The following is a 19964-nucleotide window of genomic DNA, read 5'->3' as shown; positions in this document are numbered from 1 at the left end:
AAAATAGCGGAGTGAACCGATGATGAGAGCAGAACGAATTTCATTCGGAGGTGAATCAGTCTATGAAAAAAGTACTGGTCATTCTCGCGTTAAGTCTGATTGGACTTTTATCTTTTGCGGTCGGAATTTCTTACGCAGAGCTTCAAAGCAGCCAACAGAACTCAGAAAAGCAGTTAAAGACGATGCTTGAAAAACATCATGGAATCAGTGAAGCATCATTTTTAGAAGTGAAGGCCTCGTTTTCCCTGCAACATCGACAGGTAATCCAGGTTCGATTGCGTGGAGAACCGGCCATTACTTATGAGTTCATTCAGCCGGAACAGACAATTGAATATAGCGGTTCAATTGGAACGAGTGTCGAAAAAGTCGGAAAGCAAGATGAGATTTTTCGATCGATGCCTTTAAAAGTAGGCGAGAATTGATAGATCCTGGTGGATTTCCTTATTGTGAGGAAGGCATCAGGATTTTTTTGGCTTTCAAGAAAAGATAATATTGCGTACACTACGAAGAGAAGCAGTATTCAGGGGGGCAAACCGATGATGAAACGATTTGTGAAAAATGAGGCAGTTGGTCAGGCAGTGCGTGCATTTAAAGAATTGAATCGAAAAGATTTTGAGTATTACAATGCTGAGTTGTCCGAACAAGAACGGGTCGCTTTAAATTTCGTGAAGCGAGCTTTTGACTTAGAGTCATCAGAGCACTTGGCGCTAGCGCTTGATACGAACCAACCAGTCATTGAACTCGATCGTCTGTTACTTAAGTTGGGGGCGATACAAGATAGAACGCTCTTTTTCCGTTTGTTGGTACAACATGGTGTAGATCTCAATCAATTAAAAGAGCTTGATGGACATCGTTCAATTGTCCGTCAACCGCTAGCATTTCCAGTCGGTCTATACAGTGCAATCAATCATGAACTTTTTCAATTGGCGATAGAGGCTGGTCTTGATTTAGACTACACGACATCCTTGCAACGGAGTGATCGTTTTTTAGAAACGCACGTGATTAATATGCTTGATCTCTATTTGTTGCTTGATTTAGAAGACGAAATGGACGTACGAAGCCTAGAATTTTTTACAGACCATCCGGCAACAATCGGTTTTGTTGAGCAGTTAAAGCGGTCGAATCCGTCAAGCATTCAGACAATCGTCGAGACTAAAAAATATCAAGTTGATTTTAAATATGCCAAACACTATCCACTCTTTTACGCGATGATCGGTCGGCATACAGAAGTATTTGAACAGTTGCTTGAAGCAGTTTTAAAAACGGAGAAGGAACAACTGCTTTTAGAAGATGCACTGTTAGCCTTTCATAACCACCAACCAGGTCAAGCGAGTGCGTTAGGAAATGACTATATCGACAGTCTATATCAGATGGGGGAGCAGCTAAGGATCCGAGCAAATATTGATTTCAAACAAGTGGAGGATGCCTACGTCCTGGCGGAATATCAAGAAATCGTTGAGCGGTTACGTAAAGATTCTCTAGAGTAAGTATGCCAGTGTGAGAAGAGTTGAATATCACAGAATGTATCGGGGTCATATAAACGAAGGGCTTCTTGATGTGTTGAAAAACAATACGTCTCGAATGTCCGAACTGTCGTGCGTTTTAATTTAGCTTGAAAGGTCTCAAGAATTCTTCGCCCGTATCCTTGATTCTTCAATTCAGGGATACACGTAATTTCGAGTAAACGAATCGTTTGCTTTTGTTTTTGGATGATGATTGTTCCGACGATTGTTTGTTGATCGTAGACAAGGTACGGCAATGCCCCCTGTTCAATCAAATATTCGATATGGGATACGTCATAGCTAAATAAAAAATGTGAGGATTGAATCGACTCGTTTCTGAGATTTAAGAACAAGGAACGGTTTCGGAGGGTAAGTGGCTTGAATTGAAGTGATGCGGCATGATCATTGATGAGACCGATGAAGCGAAATTGTTCAGAGGAGAGTGTATAACCGAGCGTGTTCCAAGTCGAGACCAACCCGAAGTCATGTGGTGGAATGATTTGAACGTCGATTTGATGAGGATGTAGAGAGAGCGCGTAATCATGGACGAAATGCGCCAAAGTGCGGAAAGCAATCAAGTCCGTGTAAGCGGCATTGATGATTTGAAGGGACGAGGCGAATTGGTTAAATCCTAATGTCGCGCAGACGGCATCACCCTTGATTAAAGCCCATTGATATTTTTCAGGTGGTTGGAATGAGAGGGACAGAGGAGATAAGCGGTTTTTTTGTAACAACTGATGGACGAGACGACGTTGACCGTGCGACAATTGCTCGTAACGTAAAATTTTCAAACGCTACACTTCCTTTTCTGATTAGGATGAAACAATATCTTAAGTATACTATAAGCAATAAAAGGAAAATAATAGTTTTTATCATAAAAGGTAAAAGTAATCTGGTAGAAACGGGGGAGGGATTAGATTGGGGAAAAAGTTTATCTATGTCTGCTTCTTTTTGTTTTTAAGTAGTATCCATCCCGTTCAAGCACAAGATTTAGATAAACAAGAAACGAGCGTCCGAGAAGCTGTGACGTATGGAAGCTATGGAACGATGGATGAACTCATCATTGATCGAAAAGAACCGACATATGATGGTTTTGACTCACCGAATGACATGGCATTTTTATTTGCCTGTATCGCACTGCTTGCAACTGTAGGACTTGGAATCGTCAATACATCAGATTGAAAGAGCCTCGGGAAACCTTTCCGAAGCTCTTTTTTTGTATTTAAAAATGAATATGTTTGGTTCGGCCAACGCGTTCAATCCGATCATGTTCTTCATCTAGACCCGCCTGTTCCAGCAAGTCGAGATAATAGCGAAATGGAGTCGAACGGTGTGAAAAATAAGGAATATATTCTGTGAAAAGCATCGTTTCGGCTCGTTCTAGTTCACGTAAAGCAATCAGGGCATGAAGTTCTGCGAAGCGAATCTCTTGATAGAGGATGAGCTTGTCTGCATCGATGCGAACGTTCATTTGAAGCTTTTTCGCATGCATGTTCAATAACGACAGGTAAGACTCACGCTCTTGTCGCGTTTCACAATGCTCGAGAACGGCAAGGAAAAGGTCACTGCGTTCTGTGTCGACGTCGATCGGTACCTTTAACGCCGTGTAGATAGCGCGCTTCATCCACGCATTATCGGATGTGTCGAGCTTGTAGTAACCAACGAGTTCTTGGAAGAGCTCAACTTGAGAGACTTTAATCAGTCGGAAGGGGTCGTTACTCAGGAAAAGAGGTTCTTCACCAGCGGCGGAAGACAGTAAAAAAAAGAATTCTTCGAAAGCAACACGCGTTCCGTTCTTTCGACCAACATAATGTCGCAGGTGTTTTAATAATCGTTTTGCTGTGACGTACCAGTTTTTTTGTTCGCGTACGGAAACGATTGTACTTGGTTCTAAATACTCACCATCGTAAGCGAGTTGAATGAATTGTTCAGTTTGCTCGATGGTTTGTTCGATTGTCGGTTGTTCTTGTTCTTTTTTTAGACCTTTATATTTTGCGAATTGCGACAGCATCAAATCTAATTCTTTATCTTCAATTGTTTGTTTAGGAAGTTGGCGATAGATCTCTACGATAATGTCGCGAAGGGTAGTATCGCCATATTGCTCCAGTAAAAGACGTAATTTTCGAATTCTCATGATCGCCCTCCTTCGACAAAAACACAGCACTTCATTATTCATTTCCCGATTTTTTCATAAAACGAACATCTTTCATTTGCTCTTTTACACAATCATTGCCTATTTTTAAAGGGAAAGATTAATTTAAGGGAGAGATTCAGATGAATGAAACGATTGAACATTTATTAAACCACCGCTCGATCCGGAAATTTAAGGAACATCAACTCGACGAACAGACGATTGAACTATTAATCCAATCTGCCCAGGCTGCTTCGACGTCTTCTTATCAACAAGCCTACGCAATTGTCGGAATTGAGGATTTAGAAAAAAAACAGCAACTCGTAGAAGTAGCGAGTGGACAAAGTTATGTAGCAGATAATAGCTACTTCTTCGTCTTCTGTATCGACTACCATAAACATATGTTGGCAGCAGAGATTGCGAATGGCTCAGTCGCTGACACAGTCGAAACGACGGAAGCGTTGATTGTCGGAGCGGTTGATGCAGGACTTGCCGCACAGAACCTTGTCGTAGCAGCAGAATCATTAGGATACGGGACAGTTTATATCGGTTCACTTCGTAATGACGCTCGAAAAGTGAGTGAACTTCTTGAGTTGCCAAGTCACGTCGTACCGTTATTTGGTGTTGCAGTCGGTTTGCCGGATCAACAGTCAGGTAAAAAACCCCGTCTTCCGATGGAGGCAATCTTCCATCGTAATACGTATACTAATGACAACAAGATGCGTGAGTTGCTAGAACAGTATGAGGCAGAAACCTCGTCATATTATGGAGAGCGGACGGATGGCGCACGAACTGAGGGATGGGTCTATCAAATGGCTACCTCGATGAAGGAACCGAAACGGACGTATCTACGTAAGTTCTTACAAGATAAGCAGTTATCGCAAGACTAAAACGGAGGTACTATTATGGATGAGTTTCAATCAGGTCGTTCTCGACTAGAACGAAAACGACAGGAAGAAGAGCAGATGCGACGTACTTCGACACATACACCAATTGAGCATCGAGCAGACCAGCGAATGCGGATTGACGCCTCACAACGGCAGAATCATCGATACGTCGAGGATGGACCAACTTTGACGTCGCGTTCAGTTCAACAAAATCACCGGGGCTCGCAGAAAAAAACACGGACTGGTATCGGAGGACGACTTTTCACCGTAGTCAGAAGGTCTGCCAAGCAAGTCGGAACGATTATGGCGGAGCGGACACGGTCGAATCGACGTAAAAATGGACGTTTGGAAGAAAAGGTACCACGTGAGACGAGGCAGGATGGTTTAAAGAAACAACCTGTTGAGAGAAAGAAACGTCGCTTCAAAACAAAAATATTTGGGCTGCTCTTAGTTCTATTGATTGGCTTTATCCTGTTTGCCTCACAGCCGTTTACCTTTTTATTGATCGGAAGCGACGCAAGACCCGGAGAATCGCTACGAGGTTCACGGTCTGATTCACTATCCGTCATGCAATTCGTACCGTTATCACGGACGATTCAGTTAACGTCGATTCCACGTGATACGTATACACCCATCAGTTGTGAGGATGGGAAAAAAGATAAAATCACGCATGCTTTTGCGTTCGGTGGGGAATCGTGTACGCAAAACGCCGTCAGTGAACTACTTGATGTAGACATCGATAGCAAAATCGTTATCTCTTTCGATAGTTTCATTGGTTTAGTTGATCAAATCGGCGGGATTGATCTTGTTTCGACAGGAACATTCTCGGAGCAAGACGCTAGCGGAAAAGCGAATCAATATGCGTTTCAAAAAGGAAAGGAATACCATATGGATGGAGCGATGGCTCTTGCCTATTCTCGTCACCGAAAAACAGACAATGATGGGGCACGAGCCAATCGTCAGTCAGAAGTCATTCAAGCTGTAGCGACGCATCTGTTGAAGCCGACAGGCTGGACTAAAATTTCATCAGCACATGCTTATATGAAAGAGGAGATGAGTTTAGACATCAGTTACCGTCAAATGGCGACAGCAGGCTTAGCCCTGGCATTGATGTCTGAGCGAGAATATCTTGAAATTGACGTTGTCAGTGATCGATTGAATGGCATTTTCTATGATTTCCCGGATGAAAAAGCCCTGACACAATTGAGAGAAAAATTACAGACGACGTTTTACGGTGTACTGGCGAATGACTGACATTAAAAAAATAGGTTCCTTTTTGAAAGGTTTCCTTCTCCCTATTGCGGGTATAAATTGATGTACGCAGTTGCGCTTTTGAGAACGGAAGATATCATAGCTGAAGACCTGTCCATATCTTCAATATTCATGCTTCTTTGGCCGGAATGAACATATCTTTGAGTAGGCGGCTTAAAAGACGACGTACCGAAATCCGAACACCTAATCGTCGGGATGATGAGAATTCTTGATTGCTTTTTGATATTTTTAACAGGAGTAAGCGATGAAGGAAGCTCTTATCTGCATAAGTATGAGTAGTTCAATAGAGGTGACTAGCTTATTGAGGAGGGACCTAGCATATGAATGTATTAGTTGTAGGTGCATCAGGTACAATCGGAGCTCGCGTCGTCAAGTCGCTTGCGAAAGGTCATCAAGTCACTGTCATCGTTCGACATAAGCATCTCGTCGATCGCTTCGAAAAACTCGGTGTCAAAGCACATTACGTCGACATTGAAACTGAGCTTGAAAAGGTCATTGATCTCGGGGTGGCAGGTCAAAATGCTGTGATTTGTGCAGCGACCGCGGGTGTCGATGGTGAAGCGACTGAAATTGAGTTGCTCGATCGAACGGTTGCTTTAAAAACGATTGATGCTGCGAAAAAGGCACGTGTCCGTCATTTTGTCCTCCTCAGTGCCTATGGCGCTGATCGACCAAATCAATTTAAAAAAGAAGTCTATCCATTCTATGCCGCAAAAAATGCGGCAGAAGAGCAAATTGAGCATAGTGGTTTGACGTATACAATCATTTGTCCGGTCAACATCGTTGACGGAGAAGGTCTTGGACTAATCGAAGCCGATGAGGATTTAAAAGATGTAAAAGATGCAACGATTTCTGAAATTGATGTCGCGTCGATTTTGGCGGCATCGGTCGATAATCGGGCACTTTTCAATCGACGTTTAGAGGTGAAACAAGGAAAAACGTCACTAAATGAAGCGCTTGGTGGAGACGAATCGTTTGAAAGCATTAAAGACAATCGTCGGGTTAAACAACAACTTCCTCGCTATAACTGACAGTAAAAAAGGATGTATATAAACGAGCATATCACTTCCGGGGAAAATGGAAGGGTATGCTCGTTTTTCATAGATTCAGAGGCTGATTCTGCTACACTAATAGAAAGAGGGAGTGGACAGCAGTTGAAAAAATATTTACTATACGTGATTGTCGGGTTAGCGATTAGTGGGATTGCATATAAAAGCTATGACGCCTATAAAGCACAACAGATTAAAGAATTTACTCAAGCGACGCAACAAGCGCAAGGCGGATTAGAGATTGGAATGAAGGCACCAAATCTCAAGTTGGAACAGGATGGAAAAATGGTGGAACTATCTGATTTGACGAATCGATTGATCGTAATCAATTTTTGGGCGACCTGGTGTCCACCATGTAAACAAGAAATACCTGAACTGAACGCTTTTTCTAAAGCGGTGGACGTGCCCGTCTATGGCATCAACGTGACGACATCCGAACGAAAGGTTTCAGATGTAGCCGATTTTCTGAAAGAGACTCCTGTTGATTACGGGGTGCTCTATGATACGCAGGGCCAATCAGAAAATGCTTATCGATTAGTCGCGATGCCGGCGACTTACGTCATTGATACGGATGGAGTCATCGTCGCAAAACACATTGGTCCTGTTACATCAAGTATGCTAAAAGAGATGGTAGGGAAAAAGGGAGGATGAGGGAATGGAGATTCACTGCCGCGACTGTTCTTATCACATCGTCGCTGAAATCGGTCAGCGGGAGGAATGGGGGGAATTCCCTTCGATGCTAACCTATGGACTAGAACAGTACAGAACAGCATTGCCTTTTTTATTCGTGCCGCCTTATCAGGAACCACTCATTAGCCGAGCGCACATCGATGATCAAAACCGGGCGATGTTAATTAAGAACTATCATGCACATATCGATGCAATTGAAGGCGGGTGGGTCCCGCATCAATACGATTTGTTTCAGTGTCCCTGTTGCGATACGATTTCAACACGCTTTTGGTGTGCACTCTTCATTCCTTCAGCTATCATCGAACCGATTCATCGCTGTGAACGAGATGAGACAGTACTACATCGAATTTCGATTGACGATTTGCACCAAGCGAAGTGTCCCGAATGTAGGCATCAATCCTTGTACGTAAGGAATGATTAAACGCGAAAAAGCCATTTAGAAGATGGAAAGACTGACGTGGGCAAGGACGCTCAAGTAGTCAATTCATTGTCTAAATGGCTTTTTAATTATCATCAACCCATTTGCCGAAAGGAAAACGTCTGAAAGGACGATTGGGATGTACTCGATGCATCAATTGAATACGTTGTACCATCAAAAAGTATTGTGTCACCTAATCGTGCCTCAGTCGGTAAATAGCGGCGAGGGATAAAACTTGAACCGTTCTCCCAGAGAAGAACAGCATATTTACCATCAAGCCGTTCAAGCGTACCACGTTTGATCATATTGGACTCCTCCTACAATTACATCGAAGGCAACCATTTTAAAAGGGTTGCAGTATCTCTCTCTAGTTCTCTGTAATTTTAATCTTATGTTTGGTATATTCCCACTTCGTTTTATCTTTACACTTATTTATCTAAATTAGTCGAGAATCGCTTGAATATCCCTCTTTCACATATAGAAGTGAGAAAAAAGAGGCATACCATTCGACTTATGAATGGTATGCCTTACTGATAATAGATTTACGTCACGCGACACTTTTCGTGACTTGTTTTTTTGTCGGTCGTGTAAAGGCGAAGATGAAAGTGAAGAGGGGAGATAAAATTAAGAAAAAGGCAAATGGCACATACGATGTGACGGGCACACCGAGTGTCGAGGCAAAGAATGCCCCGGATACACCCCAAGGAATCAAAGGATTAACAAGTGTGCCGCCATCTTCAAGCGCACGGGATAAAAACCGTGGGTCAATTGACCGTTCTTCAAAAATTTTCTTGAAGGCTTGTCCCGGTAATAAAATAGACAAGTATTGTTCACCTGCCATGAAGTTAACGCCGATTGCAGCAAGTGCAGCAGACGAGATGATACTCCCGTCACGTTGCAGTTTCGAAACGGTTTTTTCGATAATGACATCGATGACTCCGATACCACGTAAAACACCGCCGAACGCTAACGCGAGCATGACGAGGGAGACGGACCACATCATTGATTGGATGCCACCTTTACTAATGATGCTCGCAACCGTTTCATTCGTTGTTTCGAGCTTGAGACCATTTTGGATGACAGACATCCATTGCGCGATGTTCCAATTTCCTTGAACGAGACCTGTGAGTAATAATCCGCTTAAAACGCCTGCAATCAATGTTGGAATGACTGGCATCTTCCGAATAGCGAGTACCATCACGAGAAGCGGAGAAAGCAATGTCCAAGGAGATAAGCGGAAAAGGCTGTCGAGTGCTTGTTGTGTTGCTCCAATCGCTTCTGAATCAATTGATCCTTCACCTCGTCCAAAAATAAGGAAGAGAACAAATGTGATCGCGATAGCAGGAATCGTTGTTCCCATCATAAAACGAATATGATCAAAAACAGAGACGTTGACGATACCTGGTGCGAAATTCGTCGTATCCGATAAAGGAGACATTTTATCTCCAAAACAAGCACCGCTGATGATTGCACCTGCAGCAAGGGCGGGATTGACACCAAGGACGACGGCGATTCCCATCAAGGCGACACCGACCGTACCAATTGTAGTAAATGAACTGCCTGTAAAGGTCGAAACGATCATCGCGATGATTAAAGCGGTTGGCGCGAACCAGGTCGCAGATAATGTCGACAAGCCATAATGGAGCAAGGTTGGAACGGCACCACTCATCATCCAGACGGCGATTGTCATGCCGACGAGTAACATGATTAAAATCGGTTTAATCGCTTCTCGAATACCGTTAATCATATGTTCTTCAAGTTGACTGAAAGGGAAGCGGCGATACACGGCATACCCTACAACAAAAATAAGACTGGCGAGTATAGCGAGATGTGGTTCGGCCTGTGCACCGAATAATGCGGACAATAAGATAATGATACTAATTCCTAGGATAGCTGCGGATTCACGAAAGGACATGCGCATGCTTCCACCTCCTTATATCTTTGTTACGTTTATGCTTGTTTGCTTTTATGTGTGAAAGTAATGAACAAATGCAATCTTATCGAAGATTCCTGACTGCGTCAACTAAGAAAGTTTTACAGCATGTAGACAAAGTAACATGGGGTGAAAAAAGCTTTTCCCTTTTTCGTTGCTTTCCTCAGGCGAGGGCAAGGCTGACCCTACGGACAACAAGCAGGGTCTTGTCTACATCTGGCAGGTCGTGTTAAAAACGTACTTTTTCCCGTAGGAATCAACGGAAAAGCGACGCTTTTTAGGCCGTAGCACAGGGAAAGGCAAACCGTACAGCCGTTTTAGAGCGCGCTCGGTCTTGAATCGCTTTAAATTGCGAAAGCAACTTTCCGCGATCCCCGGCAGCTTTGAAGACGAGGTGAGGCAAGGAAGCGTGAACGGACAGCATTTCCGTGTAGAATTTTTGCTTTTCATAAGAGTTTGTCTACATCCTGAGTTTTATTTAGAAATATAACCAGGAATACAAAAAAATGTGACGATTTTTTGTCGTAAACGCTTTCTTTTTTATAAAAAATCTTGCACAATAAGAAAGTAGTGATGTCGATTTTGTGAACAAGAGGAGGATACATATGTTTACAGCGATTTTTGTTGTTGTTATTGCTTTGATGGGGGCAAGCGTTTTTGGAATCGATCATCTCGTCGCACAACGTGCTGAAAAAAGATGAGAAACATGAACTAAAAAGACTTTGACCAGTTACATCTTACTGAAAGGTGTCATCGGTCAAAGTCTTTTTTTGTTTATAAATTAATAAAAATACATTTGACAGTATAAATATACATATGTTTAAATCAGTTTATCATTATTAACGAAGGAGTATCCGACATGAAATGTACAATCATAGGTGCGACGGGATATACAGCAGTCGAATTGATACGAATGATTGAGCAACATCCCCATTTAGAAATCGTCTCTCTCGTGAGTGATTCGAAGGCAACTGAATCGATTACGGAAATATACACATTCATGAATAAAAAAAACTATTCCCTCTTACAGGAGTTCTCACTTTCCCATTTAGAGGAGGTTGGAACGGAACTCATTTTTTTGGCGACTCCAAGCGGAATTTCAAAACAGTACTTAGAGCAGCTGAGAGATTGGAAAGGGAAAGTCATCGATTTGAGCGGCGATTTACGTCTCGACCAAATATCATATGAACATTGGTACGAAAAACCAGCGGTCGAGCCAATGATTCAAGCAACAGCAACATACGGACTATCAGAATGGAACCGTGAAGCGATAAAAACGAGTCGTTTGATTGCCAATCCAGGGTGTTATGCGACGGCCGTACTCCTGGGTCTCCTACCATTTTTAAAAGAACAGGTCATCGAGCCGGTGCCGATTATCATTCATGCCAGTTCAGGGTTATCGGGAGCCGGGAAATCCTTTAGCGAACAGACACATCATGTGCGATCGAATGAAAACATGCGTCTGTATAAGATGAATCGCCATCAGCACATCCCCGAAATCGAATCGGTCATTCAAACCGTGACGGGGCAAGACGCCATCGTTTCGTTCGCGACATATTTAATTCCAATCAATCGCGGAATCATGGCGACGATGACATTGACTCCACGCATCAATAAATCGGAAACGCAATGGCGTGAGTGGCTCCATGCATTTTACGAGAACGAACCCTTCGTCCGAATTAACGGAAATGATCCGGAAATTAAATCGGTCGTCGGCAGTAACTACTGTGATTTAACGATATACGCTGACGCGAGAACAGGACATCTGACAGTCGTTTCAGTCATTGATAACATGCAAAAGGGTGCAGTCGGGCAAGCGATTCAAAATGCGAACTTGATGTGCGGATATGAGGAAGCACTCGGTTTGACCCAGCAACCATTATTCATTTAAAGGAGGAACGAACGTGTTGAACTTACAAACCGTGTCACCGTTGACGCTGACGACACCAAAAGGCTTTAAGGCGACAGGTATACATGTTGGACTCAAACGAAAACGGAAAGATTTAGGCTTGTTGGTATGTGAAGGAGGAGCGAGTGCGGCGGCTGTCTATACGACAAATCAAATGCAAGCAGCACCGATTATAGTGACAAAACAAGCGATGGAAGCCTCAGAGGGGCGTATTCATGCCATTTTAGTCAATAGCGGGAATGCTAACGCCTGCACCGGTGAATTAGGTTTGACCCATGCCTATACGTCGCAACACGCAATCGCGAATCACTTACAGATTAAACCGGAACAAGTCGCAATCGCATCGACCGGAATCATTGGTCAAACGTTGGCGATCGACACGTTAGTAGCTGGAGTCGATCAACTGGTGGCGAGTGAGGCGGAAGAAGAAGCGGATGCTTTTGCCCATGCGATTTTAACGACTGACACAGGTATCAAAACGGCCGGGTATCAATTTTTGATGAATGGAAGTGAAGTTTCGATTTGCGGTGTTGCGAAGGGGTCAGGAATGATTCATCCAAACATGGCGACGATGCTCGGATTTTTAACGACCGATGCGACCGTCGAACCAAACGTCCTGCAAACGATATTAAAACGCTCAATCGACCGGACGTTCAATTGCATTACGGTCGATGGTGATAGTTCAACCAATGACATGGTCATGATGTTAGCGAGTGGTGCGGCAAAAACGCCGACAATCATGCTTGATACGCAAGAAGCGGAGCAGTTTGAGCAGGCGGTCACGCATGTCTGTCAAGAACTTGCGAAGCTCATTGCACGAGACGGAGAGGGCGCAACGAAGTTGATTGAAGTAACGGTTCAAGGAACGGACGAAGAACGATTGGCACGAAAAATCGCCAAACAAATCGTTGGTTCTTCGCTCGTTAAAACCGCGATTTTCGGAGAAGACGCGAACTGGGGACGAATTGTAGCAGCAATCGGAAGCATCGATGAACCGATTGATGTCTCGAAAATTGATATTCGGATTGGTTCACAGTGGGTCTTACGACAGAGTATGCCGATTTTGTTCGATGAGACACTTGCTTCAAATGAACTTGCGGCGGATACGGTAGCGATTGAAATCGATTTAAATAGTGGGTCGGCCGTCGGACGTGCCTTCGGATGTGATTTGACGTACGACTATATCAAAATCAATGCGAGTTACCGGACATGAAACAACGAAAACTGATCAAACTCGGTGGGAGTATTTTTGAACAACTCGATTCCCGTTATTTTAAAGAATGGAAAGACTGGTGCGATGCTGGTCACGAATTAATCATCTTGCATGGTGGCGGCCCCGCTTTATCAGCTTATTGTGAAACCTTAGAAATCGAATCCGTCTTCCGGGAAGGCGTCCGTGTGACGACCGAGGAGGTCTTACTCGGGGCAGAACGTGTCCTCGGGGGCGAGGTTCAGTCAAAAATCGTTTATCAGCTCAATCGATCAGACCTACCTGCAGTCGGATTGACGGGGATTGACGGTGCAAGCATTGGCGGAGAGCAACGACAAGGGTTAGGGGCAGTTGGTGATATTCGCTTCGTAGATAAAACCTTATTTGAAACGCTACTCGGCGCAGGCTATATTCCGGTCGTGACGTCGCTGATTACCGGTCCGTCCGGTGCGCTTAATAGCAATGGCGATACATGTGCGATTGCCGTCGCAAACGCACTCGATGTCGATGCGTTTGAGCTATTGACGGATGTCGAAGGAGTCCGGTTAGATGGTGCTTATCAAGCAGTCGTCACGCGAGAAATGTTGGAAGGCGGCATAAAGACAAATGAGATTCATGGTGGCATGATTCCGAAAGTAGAAGCGGTGATTGAAGCATCAAAACAAGGGATTCCAGACGTTCGGATTCGGTCCGGGAAATACGTGACGAGTCAGGGGACTCGCGTCAAGGAGGAAACAGATGAGCGCATTACTACCAACTTATCAACGTCATAATATCGAATTAGTCGAAGGGACGGGATCGTTCGTCAAAGATACGCAAGGCATCACGTATCTTGATTTTATGATGGGGATTGCCGTTTGCAACACGGGACATAGGCATCCTTACGTAGAGCAACGCCTCAAAGAACAACTTGGTCAGCTTTGGCATACGTCAAATTTATTTGAAAGCAGTAAGCAGGAACGTGTCGCGACGCTACTGACGGAGAACAGTCACTTGAGTCATGCTTTCTTCTGTAACAGCGGAACAGAAGCGAATGAAGGTGCGTTTAAATTAATTCGCAAATGGACGCAAAAAACAGAAATCTTGTCATTCAGCCAATCGTTCCACGGGCGGACATTCGCGATGATGGGAGCAACAGGTCAAGAAAAAGTCAAAGAAGGGTTCGGTGAAATGGTAGCGGACTTTAAACACCTCGTGTTCAACGACTTAAGTAGTTTAGATGCCATCACGGAAAAAACGGGCGCCGTTTGGCTCGAAATCATCCAAGGTGAAGGTGGTGTCATCGTCGCGGACGATGCTTGGTTGGAGGCGTTAATGAAACGGACAAAAGCGTATGGCGTCAAAATCGTCGTCGATGAGGTCCAAACGGGGATTGGGCGAACTGGATCACGTTTCGCTTTTGAACAGACGCCACTAAAACCAGATATCATTACAGTCGCGAAAGGGCTCGGAAGCGGTTTTCCGGTTGGAGCGATCATCACGACTGCGGAAGCGGCAACCATATTTACACCGGGGACACACGGCTCAACATTTGGCGGGAACCCGCTAGCAATGACAGCAGCGGAAGCGACACTCGACCTTCTCTTAACAGACGAGCTTTTACACGAGGTGCAGGAGAAAGGAAATTACTTGATGAGAAGACTCGCAGCAGAGTTGCCTGAAACAAGTCTGCATAGTGTTCGAGGACGTGGTTTGATGATTGGAATTGAATTCGAACGACCGGTCGCTGGAATTGTCCAAGCGCTTCAACAAGTAGGGATGCTCGTCGTCAGTGCCGGACCACACGTAGTTCGTTTATTACCGTCTCTATTTGTGACACGACAGGAACTAGATCTTGCGCTAGAAAAAATAAAACAAGTCTGCCAACAGGAGGTCATGGTATGAACGGGATAGGTACATTAACGCTTGCAAATGGGACAACGTATTCAGGAGAGCTGGTCGGTACATCATCCGCTAAAGGAGAAGTCGTCTTTTTCACCGGTATGACCGGTTATCAAGAAGTATTGACGGACCCCTCTTACCGTGGACAAATCCTTGTTTTCACGTATCCGCTAATTGGGCAATACGGAATCGCCCATGATGAAGCAGAAAGTAATCAGATTCAAGTCGCGGGTGTCATTGTTCAAACGCTCGCACAAAACGGAGCACGAACGGATTTTGCCGACTGGTTAGCAGAAGCGGATATACCTGTTCTGACAGGAGTCGATACACGGGCGCTTGTCCATCAACTTCGATCATCTGGCGATCAAATGGGAAGTATTGAGGCAGACGCTCTACACGAGAAACGCCATCAGACAGGAATCGCATCCGTCTCCGTCAAAACGATGAAAACATATGAACTCGAGAATGCTGATGGACATATCGTTTGTCTGGATTATGGCGTCAAAAAATCGATGATTGAAGCTTTACTGGCACGGGGTATGCGCGTGACAGTTGTTCCATTCGATACAGAAGCGTCCGCCATCAAAAGATTGCAACCGGACGGGCTGTTGTTCTCGAATGGTCCTGGAAATCCGGATCAACTTGAACCATTTCTCTTAGAAATTAAACAGCTCGCGATGGATTATCCGACGCTCGGCATTTGTATGGGGCATCAAATCATCGCGAAAGCCTTCGGCTGCCAAATCACGAAACAACATCACGGGCATCGGGGGGCAAACCACCCCGTCCGTCACCTTGCTTCCGGTCGTGTTTTCATGACCTCGCAGAATCATGGGTACGTCGTTGAGGCAGAGAGTGTTGCGGCGTCAGAGCTAGTTACGGCATACGAACATATTAACGATGGTTCGATTGAAGGATTGATTCATCCATCGCAACCAATCATGACAGTGCAGTTTCACCCAGAAGCAAATCCGGGACCGACAGAAGCAATGGTCGTGTTTGATCAATTCGTCGCCTCGGTTTTATCACAGGAGGTAGCCCATGTTGGATAACAAAAAAGTCATGGTCATTGGATCGGGACCAATCGTCATTGGTCAGGCGGCGGAATTTGATTACTCCGGAACGCAAGCATGTCAAACACTTCGGGAAGCGGGCTGCGAGGTCATTCTCATGAATTCGAATCCGGCTACGATCATGACGGATCCGTCGACGGCGGATCAAGTATATATCGAAGCGATGACACTCGAAAAGGCGACAGAAATCATCGAACGAGAACGCCCGACGCATTTACTTGCGACCGTTGGAGGACAGACAGCTTTGAACCTGTCGCTCACGCTGGATGAAGCGGGCATCCTCGAGCAATATGGTGTTTCGCTGCTCGGAACATCGCTCGAAACGATTCGGGACGGAGAGGATCGTGAACGTTTCAAACAACGGATGATTGAATTACATCAACCACTCCCGGATAGTCAAACGATTGAAACGATTGAGGAACTGGAGAATTTCATGGAGGACCACGGTGTACCCCTTGTCATCCGTCCTGCATTCACATTAGGGGGAACCGGTGGTGGAATCGCGACGACGAAGGAAGAAGCACGTACGCTTGCGATGAACGGTCTGCAAGCAAGTCCGATTTCCCAGTGTTTGGTCGAAGTCAGTATCGCAGGTTACAAGGAAGTGGAATATGAAGTGATGCGTGATGCATACGATACGACGATTATCGTTTGTAACATGGAAAACATCGACCCAGTCGGTGTCCACACGGGTGACTCGGTTGTCTTTGCTCCAATCCAATCAATTTCTGATCGAATGAATCAACTTCTTCGGACCGAGGCACGTCGCATCGTTTCCGTACTCGGTGTGATCGGTGGTTGCAATATCCAATTCGCGATTCATCCGACAGAGCACCGGTATTTCGTCATCGAAGTCAACCCGCGTGTCAGTCGTTCTTCCGCCTTGGCCTCGAAGGCAACAGGGTATCCGATTGCAAAACTAGCGACACGTCTTGCGCTCGGTGAACGCTTGGATGACTGCATCAACCCTGTGACGAAAGAGACGATGGCGAGTTTTGAGCCGGCACTCGATTATATTACGGCGAAAGTACCATGTTTCCCATTTGATTTATTTTCAGGGTGTGACCGTGCGCTCGGAACACAGATGAAGGCGACCGGTGAAAGTATGGCAATGGGGAAAACGTTAGAAGAAGCACTGCAAAAAGCATGGCGTGGTGCAGGGGTCGAACAGGCACCACTCTATCCATCGTGGATGCGTGAGGCGACGAGTGAGCAGTTGTGGAAAGAAATCACGACTCCAACCGATTTACGGTTGTTGGCGATGCTCGCCTTGCTCGATCGTCAGGCGACGACGCAGGACGAACTAGCGGCACAGACAAGTATCCAACCGCTCTTTTTAGAACTGTTTGCTCGGTTGCTGACGATGCGCGACTCGCTCGACCTGACGAAACCTGTTTCCATTCAACAAGCGAAACGGCACGGTTTTACCGATCAGCAGATTGCTGACATCACAGGTGTGGCAGCGGAAGATGTCCACGAACTGCGGATAGCGCATGACATTACTCCCGCCTTCCAAATGATTGACACGTGCGCAGCAGAATTCGTCAGTACGACTCCTTGTTACTACGGAAGTTGGTCTGGGCGAACTGAAGTACTACCATCGAATCAACAAAAGGTCGCAGTCATCGGAGCGGGTCCGATTCGAATCGGACAAGGCATTGAATTTGATTACTGCTCCGTCCATGCGGTCCGCGCTTTACAACGTGCCGGGTACGAAACCATCATGATTAACAACAATCCGGAAACCGTTTCGACGGATTTCGAAGTGGCAGATCGCCTCTACGTTGAGCCGTTGACGATTGAGGATGTCGTTCATGTCTTAGAAGCAGAACAATGCCAAGATGTCCTTGTTCAGTTCGGGGGACAGACGGCAATCAGCTTAGCAGCCGATCTCGAAGCACGTGGGTATCAGTTATTAGGCACGACCTCAGACACGATTGATGCGATGGAAGACCGCCACCGGTTTTACGATTTTCTCGATCAATTAGACATCAAGCATATTCCGGGAGAAGAAGTCATGACAGTTGATGCATTGAAGAAAACTGTGATGGCACTTGGTTATCCTTTAATCGTTCGTCCATCGTATGTGATTGGCGGGAAAGGGATGCATATTTTAAACGACGACGCGATGTTAGAAGCGCTTTTACCATGGCTGACATTCCCCGTGCTCCTCGATGCTTACATCGCTGGTCAAGAGTTTGAAGTCGATTGTATTTCAGATGGGACGACGAGTTACGTTCCAATCATTATGGAACAAATTGAGGCGGCAGGCGTTCATTCAGGTGACTCGACGATGGTTCTTCCGCCAAAGTCAGCCTCAGCTCAGCTACAAAATGAAATCGAGCGGATCTCTAAAAAAATCGGTCAGCATCTCTCATACCGTGGAGCGTTCAATATTCAATTCGTCGTCACGGGACAACAGATCTATGTTCTAGAAATTAATCCTCGCGCGTCACGGACATTACCGATCGTCGCGAAGGTAACGGGACAACCATTACTTGAATGGGCTGTAAAGGCAGCAATCGGTCAAAAAATCGAATTGCCGTCAGAGCGGATGGAACTCTCTTTCCATGCGGTCAAGACACCGGTCTTCTCGACGTTGAAACTGACACATGTCGATCCAAAAACGGGTCCGATCATGCGTTCGACCGGAGAAACGTTACAGTGGACAGAAAATGGTCATGCAAAGGAGCGTTTCTTATTCGATGAAACAACGAAACGTCACATGACCAAACCTGCGCATACGATTGCTGGTCACGGGACAGAAGCGTGGGGACAAGCGACGCCGCTCGGAGATTTCCCTGTGTTTGACGAGTGTGTTGCCTTTTTTTCTTTCATTCCTGAAGAAAAAGGACTCCGGGAACAAGCCCTTGCAAAAGGCGTTCATGTCATTACTGAGCAACATCTAGCCGAATATTACGAAGCGGTTCGTGATTGTGCATCGATTCCAGTCAAACCGTTAAGCGAATGGATGATCAAGCAAAAGGAGTGGATGAAAGGATGAAGACGAAGCACAAGTTACAACATATGTTGACGCTGGAAGAATTGACGGCTGAAAGTTTAACAGAGCTACTTGAGCTTGCAAAAGCAGTCAAACAATCCCCAAGCGACTATCAAACGGCACTGGCGGGAAAAAAGGTTGCGCTCTTATTCGAAAAAGCATCGACACGGACGCGGATATCATTTGAAGTCGGTGTCGTCGAACTAGGCGGATACCCGGTCGTCCTAAGTGGTGCTGACATGCAAATCGGACGCGGAGAACCGTTAAGCGATACGATCAAAGTCATGAGTCGTTACGTAGATGCATTGATGATTCGGACGTTTGCCCATGAGACGGTCGAAACGCTTGCTACGCATGGAACGATTCCCATCATTAACGGCCTGACGGATCTACATCATCCGTGCCAAGTACTCGCAGATTTGCTGACGATTGAAGAACACTTAGGTTCTCGTCAAGGCAAGATTTTGACGTATATCGGTGACGGAAACAATATGGCGCACTCCTTATTGCTCGGTGGAGCACTGAGTGGGATGGAAGTACGTATTTGTAGTCCGGATGCGTATGCGCCGAACGAAAAAATCGTTGCACAGGCGATAGAAATCGCGAAGGCGACAGGTGGAACAATCCAGCTCTTTACGGATCCCGTAGCAGCTGTAAAAGGTGCAGAAGTCATTTACAGTGATGTGTTTACGAGCATGGGGCAGGAGTCAGAGTCGATTGAGCGCCTGAATGCCTTTGCAGGCTATCAAGTGAATCTATCTTTGCTTCGCGAGGCAGCAGATGAAGTCATCTTCTTACATTGTTTGCCGGCACACCGTGGGGAAGAGGTGACGGCTGATGTCATCGATGGGACGCACTCCGTTGTGTTCGATCAAGCAGAAAATCGTCTTCATGCTCAAAAAGCACTGATGATTGAGCTGCTGGGCAAGTAAGTGACAGACGTTGGTTTGTTGCTTGAAAAATAAAATCAAAAAGGAATCATTCTTTCATGCGCTTTTCTCAGGGGAG

Annotated in this window: 19 protein-coding genes; 15 read left to right on the top strand and 4 right to left on the bottom strand. The window is 45.4% G+C overall.

Annotation, left to right across the window (positions count from 1 at the left end):
* The first annotated feature begins 62 nt into the window (after nt 1-62).
* Nucleotides 63-422: a hypothetical protein gene (locus KNP96_RS08910; RefSeq protein ID WP_088836360.1), complete on the top strand. Its 360-nt coding sequence runs from the start codon at nt 63-65 to the stop codon at nt 420-422.
* Nucleotides 423-536: 114 nt separating this feature from the next.
* A complete protein-coding gene (locus KNP96_RS08905) occupies nt 537-1487 on the top strand; it encodes a hypothetical protein (RefSeq protein WP_239456819.1) in 951 nt (316 codons plus the stop codon).
* On the opposite strand, the gene KNP96_RS08900 is transcribed toward KNP96_RS08905, so the two are convergent.
* A complete protein-coding gene (locus tag KNP96_RS08900) occupies nt 1445-2293 on the bottom strand; it encodes a GNAT family N-acetyltransferase (RefSeq protein ID WP_088836361.1) in 849 nt (282 codons plus the stop codon). The genes KNP96_RS08905 and KNP96_RS08900 overlap by 43 nt on opposite strands.
* Before the next feature lie 127 nt (nt 2294-2420).
* Between KNP96_RS08900 and KNP96_RS08895 the strand changes: the two genes are divergently transcribed.
* Complete coding sequence (locus KNP96_RS08895; protein WP_029332686.1) at nt 2421-2684, top strand: hypothetical protein; 264 nt, start codon at nt 2421-2423, stop codon at nt 2682-2684.
* Nucleotides 2685-2724: 40 nt separating this feature from the next.
* Here KNP96_RS08895 and KNP96_RS08890 read toward each other — a convergent pair whose 3' ends face one another.
* Nucleotides 2725-3636 (bottom strand): hypothetical protein, encoded by a 912-nt coding sequence (locus KNP96_RS08890; protein WP_088836362.1) that lies wholly within the window; start codon nt 3634-3636, stop codon nt 2725-2727.
* Nucleotides 3637-3776: 140 nt separating this feature from the next.
* On the opposite strand from KNP96_RS08890, the gene nfsA reads away from it, so the two are divergent.
* From nfsA to KNP96_RS08865, 5 genes are all read left to right on the top strand, one after another.
* The gene (nfsA, locus tag KNP96_RS08885; protein ID WP_088836363.1) at nt 3777-4523 is read left to right on the top strand and encodes an oxygen-insensitive NADPH nitroreductase; all 747 of its coding nucleotides are present in this window, start codon (nt 3777-3779) and stop codon (nt 4521-4523) included.
* 15 nt (nt 4524-4538) lie between these two features.
* The gene (locus KNP96_RS08880) at nt 4539-5774 is read left to right on the top strand and encodes an LCP family protein (protein ID WP_214766688.1); all 1236 of its coding nucleotides are present in this window, start codon (nt 4539-4541) and stop codon (nt 5772-5774) included.
* Between the two features lie 338 nt (nt 5775-6112).
* Entirely contained in the window at nt 6113-6823 is a 711-nt protein-coding gene (locus KNP96_RS08875; RefSeq protein WP_029332690.1) for an NAD(P)H-binding protein, read from the top strand.
* Between the two features lie 123 nt (nt 6824-6946).
* Nucleotides 6947-7492 carry a TlpA family protein disulfide reductase gene (locus KNP96_RS08870; protein WP_088836364.1) on the top strand — a complete coding sequence of 182 codons (546 nt, stop codon included), beginning with the start codon at nt 6947-6949 and terminating at the stop codon, nt 7490-7492.
* A 4-nt stretch (nt 7493-7496) separates the two neighbouring features.
* A complete protein-coding gene (locus tag KNP96_RS08865) occupies nt 7497-7952 on the top strand; it encodes a hypothetical protein (RefSeq protein ID WP_088836365.1) in 456 nt (151 codons plus the stop codon).
* Between the two features lie 92 nt (nt 7953-8044).
* Here KNP96_RS08865 and KNP96_RS08860 read toward each other — a convergent pair whose 3' ends face one another.
* Nucleotides 8045-8254: a DUF3006 domain-containing protein gene (locus tag KNP96_RS08860; protein ID WP_029332693.1), complete on the bottom strand. Its 210-nt coding sequence runs from the start codon at nt 8252-8254 to the stop codon at nt 8045-8047.
* A gap of 242 nt (nt 8255-8496) precedes the next feature.
* Entirely contained in the window at nt 8497-9870 is a 1374-nt protein-coding gene (gene nhaC / locus KNP96_RS08855) for a Na+/H+ antiporter NhaC (RefSeq protein WP_214766686.1), read from the bottom strand.
* An 871-nt stretch (nt 9871-10741) separates the two neighbouring features.
* On the opposite strand from nhaC, the gene argC reads away from it, so the two are divergent.
* The 7 genes from argC to argF are packed head-to-tail and all read left to right on the top strand — an operon-like array spanning nt 10742 to nt 19888.
* Nucleotides 10742-11773 carry an N-acetyl-gamma-glutamyl-phosphate reductase gene (gene argC, locus KNP96_RS08850; protein ID WP_214770050.1) on the top strand — a complete coding sequence of 344 codons (1032 nt, stop codon included), beginning with the start codon at nt 10742-10744 and terminating at the stop codon, nt 11771-11773.
* A gap of 13 nt (nt 11774-11786) precedes the next feature.
* The gene (gene argJ, locus KNP96_RS08845; protein WP_214770047.1) at nt 11787-13004 is read left to right on the top strand and encodes a bifunctional glutamate N-acetyltransferase/amino-acid acetyltransferase ArgJ; all 1218 of its coding nucleotides are present in this window, start codon (nt 11787-11789) and stop codon (nt 13002-13004) included.
* Nucleotides 13001-13774, top strand: coding sequence for an acetylglutamate kinase (gene argB / locus KNP96_RS08840; protein ID WP_088836369.1), 774 nt, complete (start codon nt 13001-13003; stop codon nt 13772-13774). Before argJ ends, argB begins: the two co-directional genes overlap by 4 nt.
* Nucleotides 13740-14885: an acetylornithine transaminase gene (locus KNP96_RS08835; RefSeq protein WP_088836370.1), complete on the top strand. Its 1146-nt coding sequence runs from the start codon at nt 13740-13742 to the stop codon at nt 14883-14885. The genes argB and KNP96_RS08835 overlap by 35 nt, the downstream gene beginning before the upstream one ends.
* Complete coding sequence (locus tag KNP96_RS08830; protein WP_214770044.1) at nt 14882-15934, top strand: carbamoyl phosphate synthase small subunit; 1053 nt, start codon at nt 14882-14884, stop codon at nt 15932-15934. The genes KNP96_RS08835 and KNP96_RS08830 overlap by 4 nt, the downstream gene beginning before the upstream one ends.
* Nucleotides 15924-18959: a carbamoyl-phosphate synthase (glutamine-hydrolyzing) large subunit gene (gene carB / locus KNP96_RS08825; protein ID WP_214770041.1), complete on the top strand. Its 3036-nt coding sequence runs from the start codon at nt 15924-15926 to the stop codon at nt 18957-18959. The genes KNP96_RS08830 and carB overlap by 11 nt, the downstream gene beginning before the upstream one ends.
* Entirely contained in the window at nt 18956-19888 is a 933-nt protein-coding gene (gene argF / locus KNP96_RS08820; protein ID WP_088836373.1) for an ornithine carbamoyltransferase, read from the top strand. Before carB ends, argF begins: the two co-directional genes overlap by 4 nt.
* Nucleotides 19889-19964 lie beyond the last annotated feature (76 nt).

The sequence above is a fragment of the Exiguobacterium sp. s133 genome (assembly GCF_018618595.1).
Lineage (GTDB): Bacteria > Bacillota > Bacilli > Exiguobacteriales > Exiguobacteriaceae > Exiguobacterium_A > Exiguobacterium_A oxidotolerans.
This window is presented reverse-complemented; position numbering and strand designations above follow the sequence as displayed.